Source organism: Humibacter ginsenosidimutans (assembly GCF_007859675.1).
Taxonomy (GTDB): domain Bacteria; phylum Actinomycetota; class Actinomycetes; order Actinomycetales; family Microbacteriaceae; genus Humibacter; species Humibacter ginsenosidimutans.
Genome location: NZ_CP042305.1, coordinates 1,301,459 through 1,327,573 on the forward strand (window position 1 = coordinate 1,301,459; position 26,115 = coordinate 1,327,573).

A 26,115-nucleotide genomic window follows, 5' to 3' on the forward strand; every position below is an offset into this window, starting at 1 on the left:
CGAAATCCGCGGGAGCCCGACCGCCCTAGACTCGAGACGATTCCCGCCCAGCTTTCTTTTGGAGACTTCATGCCCATCGCGACCCCGGAACAGTACGCCGAGATGCTCGATCGCGCGAAGAAGGGCGGGTTCGCCTACCCGGCCGTCAACGCGGCATCCTCGCAGTCGATCAACGCGATTCTCCAGGGCCTCACCGAGGCGGGCTCCGACGGCATCATCCAGGTGACGACCGGCGGCGCCGACTACTTCGCGGGTCAGACCGTGAAGGCCCGCGCGACCGGCGCGCTCGCATTCGCCAAGTTCACGACCGAGGTCGCCAAGAGCTACCCGATCACCGTCGCGCTGCACACCGACCACTGCCCGAAGCCGGCCCTCGAGGACTTCGTGCTTCCGCTGATCGCCGCCTCCGAAGAAGAGGTGCGAGCGGGCCGCAACCCGATCTTCCAGTCGCACATGTGGGACGGCTCCGCCGTGCCGCTGGCGGAGAACCTCGAGATCGCGCAGGAGATGCTGAGGCGCACGCGAGCCATCAACGCCATCCTCGAGGTCGAGATCGGCGTCGTCGGCGGCGAAGAAGACGGCGTGAAGCACGAAGGCACCAACGAGGCCCTGTACACGACGGTCGGCGACGTGACCAAGGCCGTCGAGGCCCTGGGCCTCGGCGAGAACGGCCGCTACATCGCGGCGCTCACGTTCGGCAACGTGCACGGCGTCTACAAGCCGGGCAACGTCAAGCTGCGCCCCGAGCTGCTCGGCGAGATCCAGGCCGGCATCGCGGAGAAGTTCGGCACCGGCCCCAAGCCGCTCGACCTCGTCTTCCACGGCGGCTCCGGCTCGACCGACGAGGAGATCGCGGCGGCGGTCGCCAACGGCGTCATCAAGATGAACATCGACACCGACACGCAGTACGCCTTCACCCGTTCGGTCGCCGGCTACATGCTCAGCAACTACGACGGCGTGCTCAAGATCGACGGCGAGGTCGGCAACAAGAAGCAGTACGACCCGCGCGCATGGGGCAAGGTCGCAGAGACCGCCATGGCGCAGCGCGTCATCGAGGCCACGCAGCAGCTGGGCTCGGCGGGCAAGTCGCTCGGTGCCTGACCGAAGCTCAGCACGGCTCCACATGACGGATGCCTCGTCCCGGCCGGGGCGAGGCATCCGTCGTCTGCAGACTCAAAGCCGTCAACCGCCGCTCTGCGTGTAGAAGCTGACGAACGCGGGATCGTGCAACGCGAGGATCGTCGCCATCAACGCGCTCGTGAACACGGCGAGGATGCCCGCGGCGAGCGGAATCCAGAACGCGATCCTGCCGCGCAGGATGCTCCAGGCCGCGAGCGCCGCCGCCGCAACCCACAGCACGACGAAGACACCGGCCGTCACATAGCCGAGCGTCGTCGTGAGCTCGGTGGCTTTGTAGTCCCCAGCGATGCCGAAGGCCCGGTACATGGTGTCGATCTGCGCCACGAGCGAGCTCGTTCCGGAGAAGGCCCCGATCACGTCGTAGAGCCCGAGCACCAGCAGCGCGATCGTCGCTATGCGATCGAACGGATGCCGCATCGACGGTGCTGCGGGCCCGGCCGCTCCCCGGGCGCCGCCGGCGGCACCGGTCGGCCAGAGGCATCCGTCTGACCTCCGACCGGTGCGACCTGATCGGGTTCGGGTTCCGGCGGCGCATAGTGCGGATTGAGCTCCGGGGACTTGATGGCCGCACGCTGTTGCTCCGGCGTCGCGTACTCGCCGTACTGCGGCTTCGGCCGCCCCGCGTCTCCACTCATCGCTCGTGACCTCCGAGCGCCCTGGCGTCCTGCCGCCCGTTCTCGTCGCGGCGAAGCTCCTTCGGCAGCGAGAAACGCAGGTCTTCCTCCGCGGTCTGCACGATTTCGACGTCGTCGTACCCGGCGCCGGCGAGAGCGTCGAGCACCTGTTGCACGAGCACCTCCGGCACGGATGCCCCGCTCGTCACCCCGACGCTCGACACGCCGTCGAGCCATTCCTGCCGGATCTCGTCGGCGTAGTCCACCCGGTGCGCGGCCTTGGCCCCTGCCTCCTTCGCCACCTCGACGAGTCGCACCGAGTTGGACGAGTTGGCCGAGCCGACGACGATCACCAGGTCGGCCTGCTGTGCGACCTTCTTGATCGCCACCTGGCGATTCTGGGTGGCGTAGCAGATGTCGTCGCTGGGCGGGTCGGCCAGGTGCGGAAAACGCTCGCGCAGCAGGCGAACGGTCTCCATGGTCTCGTCGACCGAGAGCGTGGTCTGCGAGAGCCAGACCACCCGCTCGGGATCACGCACCTGGATGCGCTCCACATCGGCCGGTCCGTTGACCAACGTGACGTGGTCGGGCGCTTCGCCGGCTGTTCCCTCGACCTCTTCGTGCCCCGCGTGGCCGATCAGGAGGATCTCGTAGTCGTCGCGGGCGAACCGCACGGCCTCACGGTGCACCTTCGTGACCAGGGGGCAGGTCGCATCGATCGCGAGCAGCCCGCGATCGGCCGCGGCCTGAACCACGGAGGGCGCGACACCGTGTGCGCTGAACACGACGTGGGCACCCTCGGGCACCTCGTCGACTTCGTCGACGAAGATCGCGCCGCTCTTCTCGAGCATCGAGACGACATGGATGTTGTGCACGATCTGCTTGCGCACATAGACCGGAGCACCATAGCGCTCGAGGGCCTTCTCGACGGCGACCACGGCTCTGTCCACACCCGCGCAGTATCCACGGGGAGCTGCCAACAGCACGCGTTTGGGTCCGGGGGCCGGGGTATTCTGAAGCCTGCCCTTGACGCCCGGGACGCGCGGCATCGCCAGGTCGATCGTCGTGTCACTCACAGGCCTCAGTCTAGGTTCAGCGCTACGGAGGGAACTGAGCGTGCCGGATGCCCTGCCCACGGCCGAGACGCCGTGGCCGGTCGCCATTCTGGCCGGCAAGCTCCGTGACTACATCGACCGTCTCGGCAGCGTCTGGGTCGAGGGCGAGATCACCCAGTGGGGCGTCTCCGGCGGCAATGTATACGGCAAGCTCAAGGACCTCGAGGCCGAGGCCACCATCTCCTTCACCATCTGGTCGTCGACGCGCGCCAAGATCCCCGCCGACCTGAAGCAGGGCGACAGGGTGGTGGCCCTGATCAAGCCGAACTACTGGTTCAAGGGCGGCACGCTCACCATGCAGGTCTACGACATGCGCCACGTGGGCCTCGGCGATCTTCTCGAACGACTCGAACGGCTGCGTACCCAACTGCGCCAAGAAGGCCTCTTCGAGGCGAGCCGCAAGAAGGTGCTGCCGTTTCTCCCGCACTGCATCGGACTTGTCACAGGCAAGGACTCCGACGCGGAGAAGGATGTGCTGCGCAACGCGCAGCTGCGTTGGCCGGCCGTGCGATTCCGTGTGAGGCATGCCGCGGTGCAGGGCGACAGGGCTGCGGGCGATGTGGCCGCGGGCATCCGCGAGCTCGACCTCGATCCCGAGGTCGACGTCATCATCGTCGCCCGCGGCGGCGGCGACTTCCAGAACCTGCTGCCGTTCAGCGACGAGGCACTGGTGCGCACCGCAGCGGCGTGCTCGACGCCGCTGGTCAGCGCGATCGGCCACGAGAACGACAGGCCGCTGCTCGACGATGTCGCCGATCTGCGGGCATCCACCCCCACCGATGCCGCCAAGCGGGTCGTGCCCGACGTCGCGGAAGAGCTGCTGCGCGTTCAGCAGGCATCCACGCGCATGAGCGTGCGGGTCACGGCGCTGCTGAACCACGAGGTCGACCGCATCGCCCAGCTGCGCTCGCGTCCCGTGCTGTCATCGCACGGGTGGATCGTCGAATCGCGTGCCGAGGAGCTCACGCGCTACGTCGCCCGCGGGGCCGAGCTCATGGAACGCTGCGTCGAGAGAGCGGAGAACGCCACCCGCGAGCTGGTTGTGCGACTGCGCGCCCTGTCCCCGCAGAGCACGCTCGACCGCGGGTACGCCATCGCGCACGGGCCGAACGGTCTGGTGCGCGGCCCGGACGATGCGCCGGAGGGCTCGGCGCTCGTGCTGACGCTCGCCGAGGGCAGGCTCGGCGCCCGTTCGACGGGCATCCCGTCCCCGGAGCAGGCCGACGCCGGACTCTCCCCAGCCTGAAGGCACACAGCCGATCCCCGGCGACCCGATACGTAGAATGGATGCCATGCCCTCCGATCTCCCCGGTGAATCCGGCGTCGCCGAATTGACCTATGAGCAGGCTCGGGACGAACTGATCCAAGTGGTGTCGCGTCTCGAACAGGGCACGCCGACCCTCGAGGAGTCGCTGGCGCTGTGGGAGCGAGGCGAGTCCCTCGCCCGCCGTTGCGAAGAGTGGCTGATCGGAGCGAAGGCGCGCCTGGATGCCGCACGCGCCGGCGCGACGCAGGCCGGCCAGGTGGGCGACGACACCGGAGACGTGGCCTGACCCGATGGCGAGGAACGAGCATCCCGTCGTCGCAGAACTCGGGCGACCCGAGACCGCGGCGGAGACCGCCACACGCAAGGCGCAGGCTTCCGCCGACCATCGCCGCAGGCAGACGGTCAACAACCTGATCTACTCGCTGCTGGCCACCCTGGGCCTCGTGGTCGTGATCGTGCTCATGGTGCCACGCGCTCAGCCCGACGCCACTCCCGACATCGACTACGCGAAGATCGCGGCGCAGGGGGCGGGAGTGGAGCCCGATCCACTGCTCACGCCCCATCTGTCGAAGAGCTGGACCTCGAACTCCGCAGAGTTGCGGCAGCAGACTCAGGATCAGGTCGACGAGTGGTACATCGGGCTCATCACGCCGTCGAAGCAGTACATCGGTCTCACCCAGGGCTTCGATGCGAACGCGACCTGGCTCGCCGACCAGGTGGCGAACACGCACTCCGTCTCCACCACGGAGATCGACGGCATCACCTGGAGCATCTACGACAACCGCGACTCCAGCCGTGACGTCGGCGACGCGCAATATGCGCTGTCGACGAAGCAGGGCAAGAGCACCGTCGTGCTGTACGGCACAGCGTCGAACGCGGAATTCCAGACGCTGGCGAAGTCCGTCAGTTCCCAACTCAACAAGGATGCGAAGGGTCATTGATGACGAACACGAGCCCGGCACGAGCATGGTCGCAGCTGCAGGCAGGCAACGCACGCTTCATCGCGGGGGCGCCGCTGCACCCGCACCAGGATGCCGAGCGACGTGCGCAGACCGCGGGCTCGCAGGCTCCGGTGGCGACGGTGTTCGGCTGCAGCGACTCGCGTCTCGCCGCGGAGATCATCTTCGACCTCGGTCTCGGTGACGCCTTCGTCATCCGCAATGCCGGGCAGGTGATCTCGGAGTCGGTGCTCGGTTCGATCGAGTACGCGGTGGCCGTGCTGCACGTGCCGCTCCTCGTCGTGATGAGCCACGACAGCTGCGGCGCCGTGCGTGCCGCCATCGATTCCGCCGCCCCCGACGCCGACCGCCTTCCGCCGCACATCGCCGACCTCATCGCGCCGATCGTTCCGGCAGTGCGTCGCGTCGCCGGTGACGAGGTGGCAGACCCGAGCACTGTCGACTCCTCCGAGGTCGCCCGTGAGCACGTCAAAGACACCATCAGCGAACTGCTTCGACGCAGCGAGCTCACCGCCCAGGCCGTCGCCGACGGCGAGCTGGCCATCATCGGCGCCAACTACCGACTCAGCGACGGCACCGTCACCTCGCACCTCGTTGTCGGCGAGGTCTGACGGGGACGACCGAACCGCGACCACGACGCACCACAACCACGACACCACAAGGGATCACACGAATGGACAGCCATAATCCCGGCGACGACGCCGAGTTCCGCATCGAGCACGACACCATGGGCGAGGTACGGGTTCCCCGTGACGCCCTCTACAGCGCACAGACGCAGCGCGCGGTGGAGAACTTCCCGATCTCCGGTTCGCGCCTCGAGTCCGCGCAGATCGCCGCCCTGGCACGCATCAAGAAGTCAGCAGCCCTCGCGAACGCCGAGCTCGGTGTTCTCGACAGCGATGTCGCCGACGCCATCGCGGCCAGCGCCGACGAGGTGATCACGGGGGTGCACGACGACGAGTTCCCGATCGACGTGTACCAGACCGGCAGCGGCACCTCCTCGAACATGAACATGAACGAGGTGCTCGCCACGCTCGCGTCGCGTCGCCTCGGTCGCGCGGTGCACCCCAACGACCACGTCAACGCTTCACAGTCCTCGAACGATGTGTTCCCGACCTCGGTGCACATCGCGGTGACCGGCGCGCTGATCGACGACCTGATCCCCGCGCTCGACCATCTGGCCGTCGCCTTCGAGGAGAAGGCGGAGCTCTGGAAAGACGCCGTCAAGTCGGGCCGCACGCACCTGATGGATGCCACGCCCGTCACGCTCGGCCAGGAGTTCGGCGGCTACGCGGCGCAGATGCGCCTCGGCATCGAGCGTGTGCAGTCGGCTCTCGCCCGAGTGGCCGAGGTCCCGCTCGGCGGCACCGCGGTCGGCACCGGCATCAACACGCCTGCCGGCTTCCCGCAGCTCGTGATCAAGCTCCTCACGCAGGAGACCGAGCTGCCGATCACGGAGGCGCGCAACCACTTCGAGGCGCAGGCCAACCGCGACGGTCTGGTGGAGGCATCCGGTGCGCTGCGCACCATCGCGGTGAGCCTCACCAAGATCTGCAACGACCTGCGCTGGATGGGCTCCGGACCGAACACGGGTCTCGGCGAGCTGCACATCCCCGACCTGCAGCCCGGCTCATCGATCATGCCCGGCAAGGTGAACCCGGTCATCCCGGAGGCGACGCTCATGGTCGCTGCGCGGGTGATCGGCAACGACGCCACGATCGCATGGAGCGGCGCGTCGGGAGCATTCGAGCTCAACGTGGCCATCCCGGTGATGGGAACGGCGCTGCTCGAGTCGATCCGCCTGCTGAGCAACGCCACGCGCACGCTCGCCGACAAGACGGTGCGCGGCCTCGAGGCCAATCTCGAGCGCGCCCGCGCGCTGGCCGAATCGTCGCCGTCGATCGTGACGCCGCTCAACAAGATCATCGGCTACGAGGCCGCCGCCAAGATCGCCAAGCACTCGGTGGCCCAGGGCATCACGGTGCGCGATGCCGTGATCGACCTCGGCTTCGTCGAGCGCGGCGAGGTCACCCTCGAGCAGCTCGACACGGCGCTCGACGTGCTGAGCATGACCACGCCGCCTTCGGCTGAGTAGCTTCACTCTTCACCGCAACGGCCCGGCCGCCCACGTTCTCGTGGGTCGCCGGGCCGTTGCGTGTCAGCCGAGCACGAGCAGCAGGGCCGTGGATGCCCAGAACCCGCCGAGCAGATAGGGCCCGAACGCGATGCTCCCGCCCCTTCCGCCCGTGGCAAGACCCACCATCGCGACGGCTCCACCGAACAGAAAGCCGAGCACCACTGCTCCGACGACCACGACGAACGACACCGCGCCACCCGCGAGCGCCAATACCGCGGCCAGCTTCACGTCGCCCATGCCCATGCCGCCGGCCAGGGCGAGCAGAGCGAAGAACGCCGTCACGCCACAGGCGGCCGCGGCGGTTCCCACCGGAACCGTCCCGCCCGCGAGCCAGCCGAACACCGTCCCGACCGCGGCGAACGCCATGCCCGGCAGCACCAGGGCGTTCGGCAGCCGATGCTCGGCCAGATCGATGCGGCACAGCTCAGGGGTGACGAACGCGAGGTAGAGGAATCCGACGAGTTCGAAGCGCACGCCGACGACGGTCAGGCTGACCACGACGAGCAGCACCGAGAGCGATCCCTGCCAGACGAACCGTCCCGTGAGACTCGCGGGCGTACGTGAAGACGACGGCGCGGAAGCTGACACACGGCGACCGTAGCGGGGCCGCCGTGCCTCCGCTTGCGTTATGCACAAGCGGAGCTCAGACCCTCGCCAAGTCGTCGTCTGGGATCGGTGCGATGTTGTGGTTCGACCGGAACAGGTTCTGCGGATCGAACTGCCTCTTCACCGCGCGAAGCCGTGACAGCGTCGCCGCCGGGTAGGCGGAGGCAGTGGCCTCCGGGCCCGACTCCCCGAGGAAGTTCAGATACGCCGCACCGCCGACGCCCAGGCTTGCGGCAGTCGACTCGGCCCAGTCCCGCCCTGCATTCGCTCGACCGGAGTCGAGGTCGGCCGCGCCGATGGTGGCCATGAGCGCCCGGCCCCGATGGGCGAAGGCGGTGGCATCCGGTTCGACTCGGGCGATGGCGGCGCCCATGGGCCGCAGGTTCAGCACCGCCGTCGCCGTCGGGGCGCCGTGGATCGCGTCGAGCGCCGCCCCGGCGAGCGCGTCGTCGACGCCGTCGAAGAAGCCGGTGCGCTGCGTGGTTCGGACCCCTGAGAGCGGTGGCGCCACGGCGAACAACGCAGAGTACTGCTGCCGACGAACCAGATCGGCGAGCACGCGGCCCGCCGAACGGAACGGGGCGAGCGCGGCATCCGCCCGTTCGGGGTCGCCCGAGTGACAGAGGATCGCGATCACGATCGGTGTGCCGTGTCGCTCGGGCGGCAGGAACGGGGCGGGCGGAGCCTTCATGACGTTGATCATCAGCGACAACTCGTCAGGCGCCTCTGCGGCGGCCGCGACCAGCGCACTGACCGTTCGCGGGTCGGGCTCGAAGGCGAGGATGCCGCCGGTGACGATGCCCGCCTCGGAGAGCCGAAGCCGAAGGCGGGTCACGACGCCGAAGTTGCCTCCGCCGCCACGCAACGCCCAGAAGAGATCGGCGTTCGCGGTCTCGGATGCCTCGACCAGACTCCCGTCTGCCAGCACGACCTCCGCGCTCAGCATGTTGTCGACCGTGAGCCCGTCGCGACGACTGAGAAAGCCGATGCCGCCGCCGAGCGCGATCCCCGGCACGCCGACCGACGCGGTGTCGCCGAATCCGGTCGCCAGCCCGTGTCGCTCGGCGACCGCGGTGTACTCGCCGGCCGTCGTCCCGGCGAATGCGACGCCCACCCTGGCGGCCGGGTCCGCCTCTGCTCCGGCGAGAAGTCGCAGGTCGAGCACCAGCCCGTTCGCGACGGTGCCCTGGCGCAGATAGCCATGCCCGCCACCGCGAACCGCGAACGGAATGCCCGTGCTCGCCGCGCCCCGAACGACCGCCGACACCTCTTCCGCGTCTCGCGCACGCGCCACGAGCGCCGGCGGATCGTCGTCACCCGCGAAGACCACGGACGCCCTCTCCTCGAACTCCGCGCTCTCCCGCGTCAGGAGTCGCTTCCCCAGTCGCGGCTCCAGCAGCCTCCGTGCCTCATCGATCACATCCATGGTTCGAGCCCTTCGTCTCTGCTCACGTCGTCTTCGCCGGGCGCGACGCTCTGATCGCGACCCGATCATCATTAACTTAGACGTCTAATGATTAGATGTCCAATGATTTCAGCTCTAAGGGAACGATTACGCTGGGAGGCATGAGTTTCACCGGTGAGCGAGCCCTGGGAATGACGCTGTGGGAGACCACGCAGGTCGTGAATCGGGCGTTCGAGCGCATGCTCGCCGAAGTCGACGGCAATCGCGCGGTGTGGTTCATCCTGCTGGCGCTCGGCAGGCGGAGCCACGCGACTCAGCGCGAGCTCGCCGCCACGGTCGGCATCACGGAGGCGACGCTCACGCACCATCTCACCGCTCTCGAACGACGAGGGTGGGTGACGCGCACGAGGGACGACCGCGATCGCCGCGTGCAACGCCTCGAGTTCACCGTGGAGGGACAGGCGGCCTTCGAGCGCATGCTGGCCGCAGCCATCCGTTTCGACCGGCTGCTCACCTCGGCCGTCGGCGAAGACCTCGACACCTTCTTCTCCGCGCTGAGCCGACTCGCCTCCGTCGCGGACGATCGCGGCGAGGGCCCTCTCCCGCCCCTCGCCGAGCTTCGTCGCGACGCAGGCGATGACGCCCCCGCCTGAGAGTGCGTGACGGGACAGGCTCCGCGCGACATGTCACCCGCGAACATGTCAAAGATGGGCCCGCCTCACCGCAGACGACGAACCGCGCGCCGGCCCCTCTCCGGCGCGCGGTCGTCTCGCGCGGCTGACCGCCCGTCAGGCGATCTCGCCGAACTCCAGCAGTTCGGTGACCAGGGCAGCGATGGCCGAGCGCTCCGACCTGGTCAGCGTGACGTGTGCGAACAGCGGGTGTCCCTTGAGCGTCTCGATCACCGAGGCGACACCGTCGTGCCTGCCGACCCGCAGGTTGTCCCGCTGGGCGACGTCGTGCGTGAGCACGACCTTCGAGTTCTGGCCGATGCGGCTCAGCACGGTGAGCAGCACGTTGCGTTCCAGCGACTGCGCCTCGTCGACGATCACGAACGCGTCGTGCAGCGAGCGGCCCCTGATGTGCGTGAGCGGCAGCACCTCGAGCATCCCGCGCTCCACGACCTCTTCGATGACGTTCTGCGAGACGACCGCGCCGAGCGTGTCGAACACCGCCTCGCCCCACGGCGTCATCTTCTCGCCCTGGTCGCCGGGCAGGTAGCCGAGCTCCTGTCCGCCCACGGCGTAGAGCGGCCGGAACACCATGATCTTCTTGTGCTGCTGCCGTTCGAGCACCGATTCGAGTCCCGCGCACAGGGCGAGCGCCGACTTGCCGGTCCCGGCTCGACCGCCGAGCGAGAGGATGCCCACCTCCGGGTCGAGCAGCATGTCGATCGCGAGCCGCTGTTCGGCGGAACGGCCGTGCAGTCCGAACACGTCGCGGTCACCGCGCACGAGCTTCATCACGCCGTCGCCGGTCACGCGCCCCAGGGCGGAACCGCGGTCGGAGTGCACGATGAGTCCCGTGTTGGCGGGGAGCTCGGCGACGAGCGGCGTTTCGAGCCGTTCGTGCTCGTAGAGCCGCGCCATGTCGTTCGAGCCGAGGTCGATCTCGGCCACGCCTGTCCACCCCGACTCCGGTGCGAGCTCTGCGCGGTACTCCTCCGCCGTCAGGCCGATGGATGCCGCCTTGACGCGCAGGGGAAGATCCTTCGACACGACAGTGACGGCGAGTCCGTCATTCGCGAGGTTCTGGGCGACCGCGAGGATGCGCGAATCGTTGTCACCCAGCTGAAGACCGCTGGGCAGCACCGACATGCTGGAGTGGTTGAGCTCGACCCGAAGAGATCCGCCGTCGCCGACCGGGACGGGAAAGTCGAGCCGGCCGTGCTGCACGCGCATCTCGTCGAGGAGGCGCAACGCCTGCCTGGCGAAGTAGCCGATCTCCGGGTCGTTGCGCTTGCCCTCCAGTTCGCTGATCACCACCACGGGGATGACGACGGCGTGTTCGGCGAACCGGAACACGGCTCGTGGGTCCGACAGCAGCACCGATGTGTCGAGAACGTAGGTTCGCTCGGTCTGGCGCACTTGGCGATCGGATTCCTGCTCGATCGACGCCTTGGACAGCGTCTCGGGGGCCGGCATCCGGGTCTGCATCGCGGTCACAACCACTCCCACCCCGCGCGCCCTTCAGGGGCACTGCGCGGATCCTGTCGTCGAAGCGGCCGCACCTTTCAAGACGTTCCGTGAGACCGCCTCGGCCGGGCACGATGCCCGACACCTCGACGGTAGGCCCGCGCATGGACATCCGACCGACCGACACACGCTGAGCACGGTTACCGGCAGATGAACTCTGCTCGTGCACGCGCTGATCGCGCGGGGACGGCACGTCGGGATGCTCGGGGAGAGCCCTCGCTCAGAGCGCCGTGGCGTACGAGGTGAACGCGCCGCGCAGCATCCCGAGCGTCTCGTCCCCGGCGGAGACGTGCGCGCTGAGCCGCACCGTGCCCGTGCGCGTCGTGGCCGTGATGCCGTGGTTGAAGAGGGATGCGCCGAGCAGCGTGAGCCGCTCCTGCGGCGGCTCGAGCACCACGATCCCGGCACGCTCCGGCGTCTCGCGAGCAGAGGCGACGGTGATCCCGTACTCGTCGGCGAGGTCGATGACGTGGTCGACCCGATCGGCGACGGCCGCCTCGATCACGTCGACGCCGACCGATGCAACGTCTTCGAGGGCCGCCGACAGCCGCGCCTGTGCGACGCTGTCGTGCCGGGCGACGCTGAACGCCGCTGCCCCGTGCTCGGGCGGCAGCACCTCGTCGAACGGGTCGACGACGCCCGCGCCGGTGTGTCCGCTCCAGACCGGGGTGAGGTTGTCGATCGCGCGCTCCGAGAGCGCCATGAACCCGGCGCCCCATCCTGCGCGCAGCCACTTCTCGCCGCCCACGATGACCACGTCGGCCACCTCGTAGGGCGCGTCGACGACGCCGAAGCCCTGCACGGCATCCACGATCAGCAGCCGGTCGCCGATGACCTGGCGGATGCCGTCGATGTCGGCCACAAAGCCCGTGCGCGAGTCCACGAGGCTGACGGCCACCGCGGTGACCGCGTTCGACAGCTGCTCCCGCACGCTGCCGGGCGTGACCCGACCGTGGTCGGTCTGGAGCCACACCGGCTCCACCGCGTGCAACGCCTCCGATGCGCGCGCCGCGGCGAAGGTGATGGCCGGGAAGTCTGCGCCGGAGACGAGCACCGCACCCGTCAGGCCGAACATCGCGTGCATCAGGCCGGTGCCCACGTTGGGCTGGAACACCACCTGCTCGGCGGGGATGCCGGTCAGCGCAGCCGCCGCGTCGCGCATCCGCTCGTCTTCGCGCTTGAGCGCCTCGAGCGACCCGAAACGCGCCTTGGCGAACACCTCGTTGATGCCCTGCACTTCGGCCACGACCGGGGCCGACAGCGGACCGATCCTGGCGAAATCCAGATAGCCGGGATCTTCCAGAAAACCTTCGGCGAACTCTTCGACGGTTGTCACTCGTCCTCCCGCTCCCATTCTTCAGCGATTCAGGCGGCAGACACCAGAGTGCACTGGAGAAGACCTCCGCCGTGTGACGTCGTGCGTCGCTATCCGCCGTACCTGCGGTTGCGGCGCGTGTAGTCGCGCACGGCGCGCAGAAAGTCCACCTCACGCAGATCGGGGCCGAGCGCCTCGACGAAGTAGAACTCGCTGTGCGCGCTCTGCCACAGCATGAAGTCGCTGAGTCGTTGCTCTCCCGAGGTGCGGATCACGAGGTCGGGGTCGGGCTGGCCTCCGGTATAGAGATGCTCGCCGATCAGATCGGGGGTGAGCCGCTCGGCGAGGTCCTCGAGGCTGCGCCCCTCTGCATGGTGCTCCGCGACGATGCTGCGCATGGCATCCGTGATCTCTTTGCGACCGCCGTAGCCGACGGCGAGGTTCACGTGCATGCCTTCGTTCTGCGCAGTGGCCTGCTCCGCGTCGGCGAGCGCCTTCACCAGCCGCCCCGGCAGACCGACCGTGGTGCCGACGTGCTGCACCCGCCAGTCGCCTGCCGCGGAGACCTGGTGTGCGAGGTCGGCGATGATCTCGATGAGGTCGGCGAGCTCGCCGCGATCGCGGTTGGTCAGATTGTCCGACGAGAGCAGGTAGAGCGTGACCACCCTGACGTCGAGCTCGTCGCACCAGCGCAAGAACTCGAGCATCTTCGCCGCGCCCGCGCGGTGCCCGTGGGCGACCGTCTCGAGCCCGAGCTGACGCGCCCAGCGGCGGTTGCCGTCGATGATCATGGCGACGTGCTGCGGAACAGCCGCCACGTCGATGCTGCGCCGGAGGCGGTTCTGGTACAGCCCGTAGAGGAACCCCGGGCCGGGCTTCGGGATCCGGCGAGATGTCACCTGCCTACGTTAGCGCCTGCCGTGTGCAGGGCAGCGTGGGGCGGATCATCAGCCTGCGGGCATATTCCCCTCCTTAGGCTGGTGGCATGCCCCGCGAACCCCGCGAGTACGTCGATGTCGCCGACGAGCTCTCCCAGCCCGCCGAGAAGCTGTCCCCCGCCGATGCGGCGGTGAAGGCCGGCGACGCGCACGAGCGCGGCATCCCGAATCTTCCTCTGGTGGATGCCTCGGCCGCGCACCCCGCTGAGCTCAAGCCCACCTGGCGCGGCTGGATCCACGCGGCGACCTTCCCCGTGACCATCGCCGCGGGCATCGTGCTGATCTGCCTGGCGAACGGCGCCCCGGCGAAATGGGCGTCGGCCGTCTTCATGCTCACGTCGATGCTGCTGTTCGGCAATTCGGCCCTCTATCACCGCTTCAACTGGAAGCCGCGCACCAAGCTGGTGCTCAAGCGCATCGACCACGCGAACATCTTCTTGCTGATCGCCGGCACCTACACACCGCTCGGCGTGCTCGCACTGCCCCCGCAGAAGGGCCTGATCCTGCTCTCCATCGTGTGGGGCGGGGCTCTGGTGGGCATCGCCTTCCACGTCTTCTGGATCACGGCACCCCGCTGGCTCTATGTGCCGCTGTACGTGCTGCTCGGCTGGGCCGCGCTGATGTACGTGGTCGACCTCGTCACCGCGGACGCCGCCATGATGGTGCTCGTGTTCGTGGGCGGCGGCCTCTACACGATCGGCGCCCTGGTGTACGGGCTCAAGCGTCCGAACCCGTTCCCCGGGCGCTTCGGCTTCCACGAGATCTTCCACACGCTCACGGTGCTGGCCTTCCTGTGCCATTGGGCCGCGTGCCTGCTCATCGTGCTGCATCCGGCCTACAACGCGGGCTGACGCCGAGGGCATCGCCCGCGCTCCACGACCTCCCGCTGACGGGTCAGTGCCTGACGGCGAGCACGAGCGTCGCCACTGCGACGGTGACCGGCGCCACCACCACACCGATCAGCACGTACCTCCCCCACGGCACGTGCACGCCGAGCCGCTCCAGCCGGGAATGCCACAGCAGGGTGGCCAGTGACGCCCATGGCGTGATCAACGGGCCGGCGTTCACTCCGACGAGGAGCGCCATGAGGCGAAGAGGATGTCCGGCCGCAGGCTCCAGGGCAAGGTACGCGGGCAGGTTGTTCACCGCGTTCGCCCCCAGGAGTCCGCTGAACGCGACGCGCAGCAACGCCACCGGCGAGGTACCCGTTCCGGCGACCGCCGCAGCGACGGCTCCGGATCCCAGCGCACCGAGCGCGCCCATCGCGAGGAACAGGCCTGCGGCGAACACGAGCGTCGGCCACGGCACCAGGGTGGCTCTGAGCACACGCGGGCGGCGCACCGCGAAGACGATCACGAGCGCGACTGCAGCGACGGCCGCCGGCATCCAGACCGGAAGACCGGAGACGAGCGCGGGGAGCAGCGCGAGAACGATCACTCCAGCGATGATGACCAGCCCGCGGTCCTCCGGCGCGACCGCCTCGGGCACGCTGTACCGTGCCGACAGCGTGCGTCGTCCGATCACCGCGATGGCGGCGACGGGCACCAGCACGGCGACGATCGCGGGGGCCCAGCTGAGGGCGACGAAGGCGCCGCTGCCGCCGATGCTCTGTTCTGCCAGCAGATTCGTGAGGTTCGAGACCGGCAGCAGAAGCGACGCGGTGTTGGCGAGCATCACCGTCGTCAACGCGAACGGAAGCGGGTTCAGCTTCACGTGTCTCGCCATGTGCACGACGATCGGCGTGAGCAGCACGGCCGTCGTGTCGAGCGACAGGAAGATCGTGCTGACGCTCGCCACGGCGACGATCAGCAGCCAGAGCAGCCACGCGCTGCCGCGAGCGACCCCTGTCGCCCAGCGTGCCACGACGTCGAACAGACCCGCCTCCGCGGCGAGCTCGGCGACGACGGTGATCGCGAGCACGAACAGCAGCACCGGCCACACGCGCTCGGCGAGGGCCGCGGCAGCCGCTGCGGGATAGAGTCCGGTGACGACCGCGAGCAGCCCTGCGACGAGCAGCGCGGCTCCGACGATCAGGCTACGCACGAGGGTACGGAACCGTCAGGTCAGGAGTCGCGGTCGTGCGGTGGCTGCTGCGGGGCATCCTGCTGCGTGCCGCGCCGCGGGTCGCGCGGAACGACCGCGCCCGAGTCGCCGGCCTGAGACTGCTCGGCGTCGAGCTTGGCGTTGACCTCCGCACGGTACCGCGTTCTGCGTACCCGCCGCATCATGTCCCAGATCAGCAGGATGGTCACGATGCCGATCGCGAAGATGATGGCGAAGCCCCACACCCCCGGAGTCACCTGGTCGGCGTTGGGCACCTTCGGCGCCGGCGACGGAGTCGCCGCCATCACCTGTCCCGCGTGCAGCAGCAGAGTGTTCATCGAACCCCGTCATCCTCGATACCAGCGAACAGGTCGTGCTCTGGCACCGTGGTCGGAACCTTCGAGTCGACGAGTTGGAAGTCTTCGTACGGCCACACCGTGCGCTGCACGTCGTTCGGCCAGAAGAAGAAGTGGCTGTCCGGCGACACCTGGCTGGCGTGCGAGCGCAGCGCATCGTCTCTGGTGTCGAAGAAGTCGCCGACGGGCACGTGCGTCGTGGCGAGATCCGGGCGCTCGGCGAATCGTTCGAGCATGCCCTCGAAGTGCTCGACGAGCGGGGACGCCGGGTCGTTCTCCCGCACATGCTCGAGCACGGTTCTGGCGCGCACGCCGTTGAAGATGCGCTCGTAGTACAGCTTGCCGATCTGCCACGGCTCGCCGGCTGCCGGGTATCGATCGGGGTCGGCCGCCCAGTCGTACGCGGCCCGCGACACCTCGTGGCAGCGGATGTGGTCGGGGTGCGGGTAGCCGCCGTTCTCGTCGTAGGTGATCATCACCTGCGGGCGGAAGTCGCGGATGAGCGTGACGAGCGGCTCTGCGGAGATCTCCAGCGGGATGGAGGCGAACGAGTTCGGCGGCACGCTGCCGTCGTCACTCGGCATGCCGGAGTCGACGTAGCCGAGCCAACGGTGGCGGATGCCGAGCAGCCGTGCCGCGGCATCCATCTCCGTGCGCCGCAGGCCCGGCATGTCGCGCTCCGCCATCGCCAGCGCCGCGACGCTCTCGTTGAGGATGTCACCGCGTTCGCCGCCCGTGCAGCTGACGACCATCACCTCGGCGCCGCGATCGACGTAATAGGCGTACGTCGCGGCGCCCTTGCTCGACTCGTCGTCGGGATGTGCGTGCACGGCGAGCAGGCGGAGGGTCACGATTCGTTCGCCAATCTGGGCGTGAGGGGGTTGTCAGTCAATGCGCTTAGGCTGGTGGGTCGAGGCCCGATCGAGGATCGGACACAGCCTCGACGCCCAGCCTAATAGCACGACATCCGGAGGTCGCTTCGTGCCAGAACCCACGGTCTCCACCGCTGGCCAGGGCGACGATCCCGTCGGTCACGACGAGGCCGGATCCGGGGGCGCGTCCCGCGGCCGCTATCAGCCGGCCGGCGCCAGATACGGGCGAACCGCCGCCACGAAGCGCAGGGACCGGTGGCTGCTGATCGCCCTCGGAGCGTTCATCGTCGTCGTCATGGTGTGCTGGACGCTGTGGGCCGGTCTCGACCAGGTGCGCGGCTCGAGCATCAACGTCGACACCGGTGCCAACTCGGTCATCGACTCGCAGCACGTGAAGGTGTCGTTCACCGTGTCGGCGGATGCCGGTGCCTCAGTCGCCTGCGCCGTCGAGGCGGAAGACGTCGATTTCACCATCACCGGGTGGAAGGTGGTGCAGCTGCCGATCTCCTCGAAGACGACTCGTTCGTTCACCGAAACGGTGCGCACCTCGCAGCCCAGCGTGAGCGGTGACGTGGACTCTTGCTGGTCTTCCGCGTCCCACTGACGTAGAATCCTCTGATACGCCCTGACGGACACGTCGGGGCGTCGATGTTGGTAAGCCCGTTTTCCCGTCCCCCATCCGTAGGAGTTCACCATGTCCCAGGACACGCAGGTCACGTTCCTGACCCAGGAGGCGTACGACCGTCTCTCCGCTGAACTCGAGCACCTCAGCACGGTCGGCCGCAGCGAGATCGCGAAGCGCATCGAAGCTGCTCGCGAAGAGGGCGACCTCAAGGAGAACGGCGGCTACCACGCCGCGAAAGACGCCCAGGGCGTGCAGGAGGCGCGCATCGTGCAGCTCACAGAGCTGCTGCGCCACGCCAAGGTCGGTCAGGCTCCCGAGAGCCGCGGCGTCGTGGAGCCCGGCACCGTGGTCACGGCCGTCATCGCGGGCGATGAAGACACCTTCATCATCGGCAACCGCGAGATCGGCGACGGCAGCGAGCTCTCCGTGTACAGCGAGGCCAGCCCGCTCGGCTCGGCCATCCTCGGCCTGAGCGTCGGCGAGTCCGCCAGCTACACGGCGCCGAACGGTCGCCAGATCCAGGTCAAGGTCACCGACGTTCAGACCTGGACGGGCCAGTAGCCCGCACGCCCGCCAGCAGGCTCACGCCGGATACGGCCAGCATCGTCAGTCGACGATCGGGTCGTATCCCGCCTCGCGGAGGATGCGGACGACCTCGTCTTTGTGCTCCGGGCCGCGGGTCTCGACGCTGACCTGCAGCTCGACCTGGCTCAGCTGCAGACCGTTGCCGTGGCGCGTGTGCAGCACCTCGACCACGTTGGCGCTGGCCGCCGCGATGAGTTCCGACGTGCGCGCGAGCTGACCGGGCCGATCAGGCAGCATGAGCCGCAGATTGAGGTAGCGGTCGGAGACGGCCAGCCCGGCTGCGACCACCCGCTGCATGAGCAGCGGGTCGATGTTGCCGCCGGAGAGCAGCACGACGGTGCGACCGAGCTCGCCGGCGGATGCCTGCACCGCCCCGGAGAGCAGCGCGGCGACGCCCACCGCACCGGCAGGCTCCACGACGAGCTTCGAGCGCTCGAGGAGCACGAGCAGCGCCCGGGCGGTCTCGTCATCGCTCACCGTGACGACACCGTCGACGAGGTCCTTGACGATGTCGAAGTTGAGCGTGCCGGGGCGGCCGACGGCGATGCCGTCGGCGATCGTCGATCCGACGGTGATGTCCACCGGGCGTCCCGCCTCGAGCGACACGGGATACGACGCCGCGTTCTCCGCCTGCACGCCGATGACGCGGATGTCGCGCCCTCGCTCGCGTCCCCACTGCTTCACCGCGGCCGACACACCGGCGATGAGACCACCGCCGCCGATCGGCACGATGACGGTGTCGACATCGGGAACATCGTTCACGACGTCGAGGCCGAGGGCCGCCTGGCCGGTGATGACGTCTTCATGGTCGAACGGCGGAACGAAGATCGCTCCGGTCTCCCTGGCGAACTCGGCTGCGGCGCGAAGCGGTTCGTCCACTGTCGCACCGCCCAGCACCACGTGCGCACCGTAGTCCTTGGTCGCCTGCAGCTTGGGCAGCGCGACACCGAGCGGCATGAAGATGGTCGCCTTGACGCCGAGCTCGCGCGCGGCGAACGCGACGCCCTGTGCGTGGTTGCCGGCGGAAGCCGCGACCACCCCCCGCGCGCGCTCCTCTTCGCTGAGCTTGGACATCATGTAGTAGGCGCCGCGGATCTTGTACGACCCGGTGCGCTGCAGGTTCTCGCACTTCAGCAGGACGGGCGAGCCGAGCAGTTCCGTGAGATAGTTCGAGGTCTCCACCGGAGTGTGCTTCGCCACCCGGGAGACCACATCGTGGGCATGCTGAATCTCCGCAAGGCTCGGTCCGCTGGTGAACGAACGAGGACTCTGGCTCACGGAGGTCATGGGCCGATTTTACGGCGACGCCCATTCCACGCCCGGCATGCTGGCACTCCGCACATCAGCGGGCGTCAGTGGTGATCGGGTGCCTGGCCGCCGGCATCCTTCTCCCCCGCCTCGTGCGTGGTGGCGGCCGCGTCCGCCGCACGCCGATCACGCCACCGACGAGGACGCGGAACGGTCTGCCAGAGCGCATCGGGCGGCCCCGTGTAAGCCACAGCTGCATCGGGTCGCCATGCCCCAGACGACACGTACTTGACCATGACGTTGAGAACGGCGGCGAACGGCACAGCGAAGAGCGCGCCGGGGATGCCCGCCAGCATCGAGCCCGCCGCGACGACGAGCACGACGGCGAGCGGGTGCACCTTCACCGCCGAGCCCATGATGAGCGGCTGCAGCACATGGCCCTCGATCTGCTGCACCGCGAGCACACCGGCCAGCATGATGACGGCCGCCACCCAGCCGTTGTAGACGAGCGCGACCACGACCGCGAGCGCACCCGTGATCACGGCGCCCACGATGGGGATGAACGAGCCGAGGAAGACGAGCACCGCGATCGGGATCACCAGCGGCAGACCGAGGAAGAAGGCGACGAGGCCGATGCCAAGCGCGTCGATCGACGCCACGAGCACCTGCACGCGCGCGAAGCTGGTGAGCGTCGTCCACCCGGCATGCCCTGCTCCGTCGGCGGCGGCTCGCGCCCTGCGCGGGAAGATGCGCACGATCCACGACCAGATGCCCTTGCCGTCGATGAGGATGAACAGTGTGCTGAACGCGGTGAGCAGCGCGCCGGTCAGCACGTGGCCGAGCGTCGAGCCGAGTGAGAGGGCGCCGGAGACGAGCACCTGGCTGTCCTGCTCCAGTGCCTTGAACGCCTGATCGAGCCAGCCCTCGATCTGCGAGCCGGTGAGCTGCAGGGGCGGGGCCTGCAGCCACGCGTTGAAGTCGGAGAACGCCTGCATGCCGCGCACCTGGAGCGCGTGCGCCTCGCTGCGGATCTGCAGCACGACGAGCACGACGAGTCCGCCGACCACCACGAGAACCACGACGAGTGCGACCACGATGGCGAGCCAGCGCGGCCAGCGGCGCCTCGTGAGCAATTCGACCAAGGGCACCAGCAGTGCCGAAAGCAGCACGGCCACGAGCACGGGCACCACGATGAGCTGCAGCTGCACGATGAGGTAGATGACCACGGCGATGACGGCACCGATGAGCAGGAGCCGCCATGACCACGCCGCGGCGACACGCACGCCGCGCGGGACGGAATCCTCGACGCTCTCGGTCGGCTCGCGGTCCGGCACGGGTGCTTTCGCCATCGAGTCAGTCTATTTGCAGAAGGCTGCGCGTCGCATGCACCCTCGGCGCGGTGCGCGGGATGTCTGCTGTCGGGGGCTGCGGATAGCCTCGCGTGGTGGCATCCACAGTTCCGACCCGCAGCATCACGCCTGCCCTCGCCCGCCGTGTGGCGTTGGCTGCGCAGGGGTTCGGCGCACCGCACCCTCGGTCGGTCGGCACCCGCCAGCTGAACGCACTGGTACGCCGTCTCGGCCTGCTGCAGATCGACTCCGTCAACGTGTTCGAGCGCAGCCACTATCTGCCGGTGTTCGCACGGCTCGGCGCGTACGACAAGTCACTGCTCGATGCGATCACCCTGCGTGCCCGCGCTGCACACACGGAGTACGTGGCGCACGAAGCCGCGTTCGTGCATCGTGACGACCGCGCGCTGTTCCGCTGGCGCATGGACTCCTTCCGCGCCCGGTACGGCACGGACACCGCCGAGTGGGATGCTGCCCGGAGTCGCACGGCGCGCCGGCTCCTCGACGAGCTGGCCGAGCGCGGCCCGATGGCCGCCAGCGAGATCGAGCACGACGACAACGTGCGCCGCGGGCCGTGGTGGGGATGGTCGGAGGTGAAGCACACGCTCGAGCTGCTCTTCCGCTTCGGCGATGTGGCGATCGCCGGACGCACCCGATTCGAACGCCGCTACGCCCTGCCGGAGCAGGTCTTCCCGTCGACGGTTCTCGATACCTCTTTCTCGACCGAGGATGCCGTGCGCGAGCTCGTGCGCCGCTCCGTGAGAGCACACGGGGTCGGCACGCTCAAGGACATCGCCGACTACTACCGGCTCAAGAGCGCACCGACCCTGGCAGCACTGCACGAGCTCGAAGACGCGGGCGACGTCGAGCCCGTGCGGGTGACGGGGCGGGGGTCGTCGGGGTGGGGGTCGTCGGAACGTCCGACACGTGCGTGGCTGGCGACGGGCGCGCGGATGCCGCGTGCGCTGCGGGCGTCGGCGTTGCTGTCGCCGTTCGATCCGATCGTGTGGGAGCGGGCACGTGCGCTGCGCATGTTCGGCCTCGACTACCGCATCGAGATCTACACGCCTGCGCCCAAACGGGTCTACGGGTACTACGTGCTGCCCGTGCTGCAGGACGACCGCATCGTCGCCCGAGTCGACCTCAAGAGTGACCGCAAGGCGGGGGTGCTCGTCGTGCAGTCGGCCTGGGCCGAAGACAGCGCGGACGGCGAGACGCCCGAGCGACTCGCGGCGCTGCTGAACGAGGCGGCTCGGTGGCAGGGCCTCTCCGCCGTGGCGGTGCGTGACCGTGGAACGCTCGCGGCGCCGCTGGCAGCGGTGGTGAACCGCTGACCGACGACGCCGCGAGCGTGTAGCAGCCGGCTCAGGAGACCCTCGTGCCGCGTCCGTCGAGCTCGGGGTCGAGCGGCGGCTGCGACTGCTCGGCCGCCGCGACCTTCGGGTCGTTCTCGTCTGCGCCGTAGTCGGACGGGCGGGTGGAGTCCGTGGTGTCCTTCACCTTGAAGGCGCGCAGCACGAGCGTCACCACGGTGGCGATGACGGCGTTGATCACGAACGCCGAGATGCCGATGTAGACCGGCACCGAGGTGAACGGGAACGCGGCGATCGATCCGCCGAAGTGGGCGTGCGTCGCCGGGTTGACCACGTTGTAGGCGGCGATGGTGCCATAGAGGATGCCGGCGGCCCAGCCCGCCAACAGTGCCCACTTGTTGAACCATCTCGTGTACAGGCCCGCGACGATCGACGGGAAGGTCTGGAGGATCCAGATGCCGCCGAGCAGCTGCAGGTTGATCGCGGACGACTGATCCATGCCGAGCACGAACACCAGCGCCCCCACCTTCACGATGAGCGAGACGAGCTTGGAGACGTTCGCCTCCTGCTTGGGCGTCGCGTTCTTCTTGAAGAGGTCCTTGTAGATGTTGCGCGTGAACAGGTTGGATGCCGCGATCGACATGATGGCGGCGGGCACGAGCGCGCCGATCGCGATCGCCGCAAGCGCGATGCCGCTGAACCACGACGGGAACGAGTCGAGGAACAGCTGCGGCACGACGAGCTGGGCGTTGATGGCGCCGTTGGTGTCGATCGGTTGCGTGCCGGCCTTGATCGCGACGTAGCCGAGCAGGGCGAGGAAGCCCAGCATCAGCGAGTACAGCGGCAGCACCATGGCGTTGCGACGGATCGTGTTGCGGCTCTTCGTGGAGAGCACGCCGGTCACCGAGTGCGGGTACATGAAGAGGGCCATCGCGCTGCCAAGAGCCAGAGTCCAGTACGCGTTGAAACTGGCCGCACCGGGAATGACGGCGCCGAACGGCGATCCCGTCGCCGGGTTCGTCGCGCTGAGCTTCTTGTCCGCCGCGCCGAAGATGTTCTCCCAGCCGCCGAAGTGGGCAGGCAGGTAGGCGATGGCCACGATGATCGCGATGTAGATGAGGATGTCTTTCACGATCGCGATCAGCGCCGGCGCACGAAGGCCGCCCGTGTAGGTGTAGGCCGCGAGTACGACGAACGCGATGATCAGCGGCAGGTCGGCCATGAACGGGTTGGTGTTCGAACCCAGGCCGAGCACGGTGAGCACGGCCTTGATGCCGACGAGCTGCAGGGCGATGTACGGCATGGTGGCGACGATGCCGGTGACCGCCACGGCGACGGAGAGCCACCTGCTGCCGTAACGACCGCCCACGAAGTCGGCGGGCGTCACGTAGCCGTGCCGGTGAGACACCGACCAGAGGCGGCTCATCAGCAGGAACACGATCGGGTAGAGCACGATCGTGTACGGCACGGCGAAGAAGCCGCTGACGGCGCCGGATGCCCACATCGCCGCGGGCACGGCGACGAAGGTGTACGCGGTGTACAGGTCACCGCCGAGCAGGAACCAGGTGATCCAGGTACCGAACCCGCGCCCGCCGAGACCCCACTCGTCGAGGGTGTGCAGGCCCCGTGCGCTCGGATCGGTGCGCCAGCGGGAGGCGAGGAAGCCGATCACCGCCACGACGACGAAGAGCACGATCACGACGATCAGCGCCACCCAGTTGACAGGCCGGTTGCCGTGGGCATCCGGACCCGTCGCCGCCGCGAGATGGCCGGCGGATGCCGCAAGGGAGAGCAGATGTGCGGTCATCGGGCGTCTCCCTCGGTGTCGGTTCCTGTGCCGTTGGCGCCATCGCCGTCACCGGCCGAGGTCTGTGCCGTGGCCGCCTGCGGCCCCGCGCCGCGGACGGCCTGCCTGCGGCGTCGGTCCTCCTTGCGCATGATGAGGTACGCGATGCCCAGCAGGCCGGAAGCGATGAAGACCCACAGCAGCTGGTACCAGTAGAAGAACGGCATCCCCCAGAGCGTCGGCTCCGCGAACGCGTAGAGGGGAACGATCAACGGCATGATGATCGCTATCGCGATCAGGATGCCCGCGATCACGTACGGCACCGGCTTGGCCGGACCGCGCGTGGGGATATCGGGGTCAGACACCTTTGTCTCCTTGCGCTGAACTCAGTTCGACTCGTTCCGGCCGCAGGCCCTGGAGCGTGTCACGGGACCGTTCGGTCGGACGCAGACCCCCCGACGGAGGGTCAGACGCAGAGACAACCTTTCACCCGGCGGTCAGGTCACGTCAAGAGGATTTTCAGGCGCGCCTGCCGATGCCCGGCTCGCCCGCACACCACGCCCGCCCGCGCGCTCTCGCAAACGCAACCCGCCCCACAAGGCGGCGGCATGCACGCCGCCGATACCAGCCATCTCACCGAGCCAACAGCGGTGCGCGGGTTGGGGTGCCCGCGCACAAGACAACTCAGAAACTGCCGCCCATCTTCTTCAACCGCGCGATGCGGTCGGGGATCGGTGGGTGAGTGGAGAACAGACGGCTCATCAGGCTCGGCTTGAGCGGGTTGGCGATCCACAGGTGCGCCATCGACGAGTTCTGCCTGCGCATCGGCCTCCCGTATTCCTCGAGCTTCTGCAGGGCGCTCTCGAGACCTTCGGGGTTGCGGGTGGTCATCGCGCTCGTGGCATCCGCGAGGTATTCGCGCTGCCGGGAGACGGCGAGCTGCACGAGCGACGCCATGATCGGGGCGAGCACGAGGGCGACGATGCCGATGATCAACATGATGGGGTTGCCACCGCCGCCGCCGTTGTTGTTGTTATTGCGGTTGTTGCCACCGGCCAGCGCGCCGAACATGCTCATGCGCAGCAGGATGTCTGCGACGAGTCCGATCGCCACAGTGAGCCCGAACACGATCATCGACACCCGGATGTCGTAGTTGCGCACGTGCCCCATCTCATGGGCCATCACGCCCTGGAGTTCGGCGTCGTCCATGATGTCGAGGAGGCCGGTCGTGGCGGCGACGACCGCGTGCTGCGGGTCACGGCCCGTGGCGAACGCGTTGGGTGCCGGGTCGTTGATGATGTAGACCTTCGGCATCGGCATGCCGGTGGCGATCGAGAGGTTCTCGACGGTGTTCCAGAGACGCGGGTTGTCGGACTTCTGGATCTCCACGGCGCCCGATGCCGCGACGGCCTCGGCCGGAGGCCGCCCAGTACTGGATCAGCGCGTACGCCGTGGCCACGATCATGACCACGATGAGGATCGTCCAGCTGTTGAAGAGATAGCTGGCGAGCCAGCCGATCAGGCCGATGATGACCAGGAAGACGATGATGATGAAGACGGTGTTCCGCTTGTTCGCGGCGATCGCCCTATACATAGACGGCTGCCCTGCAGATCGTGGTTCGGGTGTTCACTGACGTCGGGGCTGGTCGCGCTGTCGCCGACCGCTCAGAACTGCACGCGGGGCGGTTCGGCGATGGCGTTCGCGTCGGCGACCTCGAAGAAGTCGCGTGCGCTGAAGCCGAGCCGCTTGGCGAACATGTTGTTCGGGAACACCTTGATCTTGGTGTTGAACTCCCGAACGCCGCCGTTGTAGAAGCGCCGTGCCGCCTGGATCTTGTCTTCGGTGTCGACCAGGTCGGACTGCAGCCGGAGGAAGTTCTGGCTCGCCTGAAGCTGCGGGTACGCCTCCGCGACGGCGAAGATGCTGCGCAGTGCGGTCTGGATGTGGTTCTCGGCCACGGATGCCTCTGCCGGCCCGCTCGCCGACAGCGTCTCGGCGCGCGCCTTGGTCACGTCTTCGAACACGCTCTTCTCGTGCGCGGCGTATCCCTTGACCGTCTCGATCAGGTTGGGGATGAGGTCGGCACGACGCTTGAGCTGGACCGTGATGTCGCTCCACGCCTCATCGACTCGCACGTTCAACGTGACGAGGGAGTTGTACATCGCCCAGAAGTAGATGCCGATGATCACCAGGATCACGACGACGATGATGACGGGGATCAGCCATTCCATGGCGGGCAACTCCTC

The 26,115-nt window shown here is 68.3% G+C and carries 25 protein-coding genes and 2 pseudogenes; 11 read left to right on the plus strand and 16 right to left on the minus strand.

All coding sequences use genetic code 11. From position 1 onward, the window contains the following. The first annotated feature begins 69 nt into the window (after positions 1 to 69). On the plus strand, positions 70 to 1,101 hold the full coding sequence (gene fbaA, locus FPZ11_RS06180) for a class II fructose-bisphosphate aldolase (RefSeq protein ID WP_146319270.1): 1,032 nt from the start codon (positions 70 to 72) through the stop codon (positions 1,099 to 1,101). A gap of 81 nt (positions 1,102 to 1,182) precedes the next feature. Here the strand turns inward: fbaA and FPZ11_RS06185 are convergent. Both FPZ11_RS06185 and FPZ11_RS06195 read right to left on the minus strand, forming a co-directional pair. Further along, positions 1,183 to 1,713: pseudogene (locus tag FPZ11_RS06185) on the minus strand (DUF6264 family protein); the annotation flags it as partial. Positions 1,714 to 1,771: 58 nt separating this feature from the next. After that, on the minus strand, positions 1,772 to 2,803 hold the full coding sequence (locus tag FPZ11_RS06195) for a 4-hydroxy-3-methylbut-2-enyl diphosphate reductase (protein WP_146322739.1): 1,032 nt from the start codon (positions 2,801 to 2,803) through the stop codon (positions 1,772 to 1,774). Positions 2,804 to 2,819: 16 nt separating this feature from the next. Here FPZ11_RS06195 and xseA point away from each other — a divergent pair, with 16 nt between their 5' ends. The 5 genes from xseA to FPZ11_RS06220 all read left to right on the plus strand — a co-directional run bounded on the left by xseA (position 2,820) and on the right by FPZ11_RS06220 (position 7,190). Then, complete coding sequence (gene xseA / locus FPZ11_RS06200) at positions 2,820 to 4,115, plus strand: exodeoxyribonuclease VII large subunit (RefSeq protein ID WP_146319276.1); 1,296 nt, start codon at positions 2,820 to 2,822, stop codon at positions 4,113 to 4,115. 37 nt (positions 4,116 to 4,152) lie between these two features. Next, positions 4,153 to 4,422 (plus strand): exodeoxyribonuclease VII small subunit, encoded by a 270-nt coding sequence (locus tag FPZ11_RS06205; RefSeq protein ID WP_146319278.1) that lies wholly within the window; start codon positions 4,153 to 4,155, stop codon positions 4,420 to 4,422. Between the two features lie 4 nt (positions 4,423 to 4,426). Continuing rightward, positions 4,427 to 5,077, plus strand: coding sequence for a DUF4245 domain-containing protein (locus tag FPZ11_RS06210; RefSeq protein ID WP_146319280.1), 651 nt, complete (start codon positions 4,427 to 4,429; stop codon positions 5,075 to 5,077). Further along, positions 5,077 to 5,706, plus strand: a complete 630-nt coding sequence (locus FPZ11_RS06215; protein ID WP_146319282.1) for a carbonic anhydrase — start codon at positions 5,077 to 5,079, stop codon at positions 5,704 to 5,706. The genes FPZ11_RS06210 and FPZ11_RS06215 overlap by 1 nt, the downstream gene beginning before the upstream one ends. 62 nt (positions 5,707 to 5,768) lie before the next feature. Next, on the plus strand, positions 5,769 to 7,190 hold the full coding sequence (locus tag FPZ11_RS06220) for a class II fumarate hydratase (protein ID WP_146319284.1): 1,422 nt from the start codon (positions 5,769 to 5,771) through the stop codon (positions 7,188 to 7,190). Between the two features lie 63 nt (positions 7,191 to 7,253). Here the strand turns inward: FPZ11_RS06220 and FPZ11_RS06225 are convergent, their stop codons facing one another. Then, positions 7,254 to 7,820: a prepilin peptidase gene (locus FPZ11_RS06225; protein WP_168203750.1), complete on the minus strand. Its 567-nt coding sequence runs from the start codon at positions 7,818 to 7,820 to the stop codon at positions 7,254 to 7,256. 55 nt (positions 7,821 to 7,875) lie between these two features. Further along, positions 7,876 to 9,264 (minus strand): FAD-binding oxidoreductase, encoded by a 1,389-nt coding sequence (locus tag FPZ11_RS06230; RefSeq protein WP_146319288.1) that lies wholly within the window; start codon positions 9,262 to 9,264, stop codon positions 7,876 to 7,878. A 140-nt stretch (positions 9,265 to 9,404) separates the two neighbouring features. Between FPZ11_RS06230 and FPZ11_RS06235 the strand changes: the two genes are divergently transcribed. Then, positions 9,405 to 9,896, plus strand: a complete 492-nt coding sequence (locus tag FPZ11_RS06235; RefSeq protein WP_168203751.1) for a MarR family winged helix-turn-helix transcriptional regulator — start codon at positions 9,405 to 9,407, stop codon at positions 9,894 to 9,896. Between the two features lie 135 nt (positions 9,897 to 10,031). On the opposite strand, the gene phoH2 is transcribed toward FPZ11_RS06235, so the two are convergent. The 3 genes from phoH2 to FPZ11_RS06250 form a co-directional block, all read right to left on the minus strand. Continuing rightward, positions 10,032 to 11,399 carry an RNA 5'-3' helicase PhoH2 gene (gene phoH2, locus FPZ11_RS06240; protein WP_437438641.1) on the minus strand — a complete coding sequence of 456 codons (1,368 nt, stop codon included), beginning with the start codon at positions 11,397 to 11,399 and terminating at the stop codon, positions 10,032 to 10,034. Between the two features lie 259 nt (positions 11,400 to 11,658). Next, the gene (locus FPZ11_RS06245) at positions 11,659 to 12,774 is read right to left on the minus strand and encodes an aminotransferase class V-fold PLP-dependent enzyme (protein ID WP_146319292.1); all 1,116 of its coding nucleotides are present in this window, start codon (positions 12,772 to 12,774) and stop codon (positions 11,659 to 11,661) included. Between the two features lie 89 nt (positions 12,775 to 12,863). Next, on the minus strand, positions 12,864 to 13,652 hold the full coding sequence (locus tag FPZ11_RS06250) for an isoprenyl transferase (protein ID WP_246846561.1): 789 nt from the start codon (positions 13,650 to 13,652) through the stop codon (positions 12,864 to 12,866). 86 nt (positions 13,653 to 13,738) lie between these two features. Between FPZ11_RS06250 and trhA the strand changes: the two genes are divergently transcribed. Next, on the plus strand, positions 13,739 to 14,542 hold the full coding sequence (gene trhA, locus FPZ11_RS06255; protein ID WP_146319294.1) for a PAQR family membrane homeostasis protein TrhA: 804 nt from the start codon (positions 13,739 to 13,741) through the stop codon (positions 14,540 to 14,542). 43 nt (positions 14,543 to 14,585) lie between these two features. Here trhA and FPZ11_RS06260 read toward each other — a convergent pair whose 3' ends face one another. The 3 genes from FPZ11_RS06260 to mca are packed head-to-tail and all read right to left on the minus strand — an operon-like array spanning position 14,586 to position 16,941. After that, complete coding sequence (locus FPZ11_RS06260) at positions 14,586 to 15,734, minus strand: ArsB/NhaD family transporter (protein ID WP_146319296.1); 1,149 nt, start codon at positions 15,732 to 15,734, stop codon at positions 14,586 to 14,588. 20 nt (positions 15,735 to 15,754) lie between these two features. Then, positions 15,755 to 16,072, minus strand: coding sequence for a hypothetical protein (locus tag FPZ11_RS06265; RefSeq protein ID WP_210415965.1), 318 nt, complete (start codon positions 16,070 to 16,072; stop codon positions 15,755 to 15,757). Then, the gene (gene mca / locus FPZ11_RS06270; protein ID WP_210415966.1) at positions 16,069 to 16,941 is read right to left on the minus strand and encodes a mycothiol conjugate amidase Mca; all 873 of its coding nucleotides are present in this window, start codon (positions 16,939 to 16,941) and stop codon (positions 16,069 to 16,071) included. Before mca ends, FPZ11_RS06265 begins: the two co-directional genes overlap by 4 nt. Positions 16,942 to 17,071: 130 nt before the next feature. On the opposite strand from mca, the gene FPZ11_RS06275 reads away from it, so the two are divergent. Together FPZ11_RS06275 and greA are read left to right on the plus strand one after the other, a co-directional pair. Next, positions 17,072 to 17,566 (plus strand): DUF4307 domain-containing protein, encoded by a 495-nt coding sequence (locus FPZ11_RS06275; protein WP_168203752.1) that lies wholly within the window; start codon positions 17,072 to 17,074, stop codon positions 17,564 to 17,566. Positions 17,567 to 17,656: 90 nt separating this feature from the next. Then, entirely contained in the window at positions 17,657 to 18,148 is a 492-nt protein-coding gene (gene greA, locus FPZ11_RS06280) for a transcription elongation factor GreA (RefSeq protein ID WP_146319302.1), read from the plus strand. A gap of 45 nt (positions 18,149 to 18,193) precedes the next feature. On the opposite strand, the gene ilvA is transcribed toward greA, so the two are convergent. Further along, positions 18,194 to 19,459 carry a threonine ammonia-lyase gene (gene ilvA / locus FPZ11_RS06285; protein WP_146319304.1) on the minus strand — a complete coding sequence of 422 codons (1,266 nt, stop codon included), beginning with the start codon at positions 19,457 to 19,459 and terminating at the stop codon, positions 18,194 to 18,196. Between the two features lie 65 nt (positions 19,460 to 19,524). Continuing rightward, on the minus strand, positions 19,525 to 20,769 hold the full coding sequence (locus tag FPZ11_RS06290; RefSeq protein ID WP_146319306.1) for an AI-2E family transporter: 1,245 nt from the start codon (positions 20,767 to 20,769) through the stop codon (positions 19,525 to 19,527). A gap of 95 nt (positions 20,770 to 20,864) precedes the next feature. On the opposite strand from FPZ11_RS06290, the gene FPZ11_RS06295 reads away from it, so the two are divergent. Then, the gene (locus FPZ11_RS06295) at positions 20,865 to 22,103 is read left to right on the plus strand and encodes a winged helix-turn-helix domain-containing protein (protein WP_210415967.1); all 1,239 of its coding nucleotides are present in this window, start codon (positions 20,865 to 20,867) and stop codon (positions 22,101 to 22,103) included. 31 nt (positions 22,104 to 22,134) lie between these two features. Here the strand turns inward: FPZ11_RS06295 and mctP are convergent, their stop codons facing one another. The 4 genes and pseudogenes from mctP to FPZ11_RS06315 form a co-directional block, all read right to left on the minus strand. Continuing rightward, positions 22,135 to 23,889: a monocarboxylate uptake permease MctP gene (gene mctP, locus FPZ11_RS06300; RefSeq protein WP_146319308.1), complete on the minus strand. Its 1,755-nt coding sequence runs from the start codon at positions 23,887 to 23,889 to the stop codon at positions 22,135 to 22,137. Continuing rightward, complete coding sequence (locus FPZ11_RS06305; RefSeq protein ID WP_146319310.1) at positions 23,886 to 24,233, minus strand: DUF3311 domain-containing protein; 348 nt, start codon at positions 24,231 to 24,233, stop codon at positions 23,886 to 23,888. The genes mctP and FPZ11_RS06305 overlap by 4 nt, the downstream gene beginning before the upstream one ends. Positions 24,234 to 24,552: 319 nt before the next feature. Then, a pseudogene (locus FPZ11_RS06310) lies at positions 24,553 to 25,462 on the minus strand (M48 family metalloprotease). Positions 25,463 to 25,533: 71 nt separating this feature from the next. Then, the gene (locus tag FPZ11_RS06315) at positions 25,534 to 26,100 is read right to left on the minus strand and encodes a LemA family protein (protein WP_146322744.1); all 567 of its coding nucleotides are present in this window, start codon (positions 26,098 to 26,100) and stop codon (positions 25,534 to 25,536) included. Between the last annotated feature and the right edge of the window lie 15 nt (positions 26,101 to 26,115).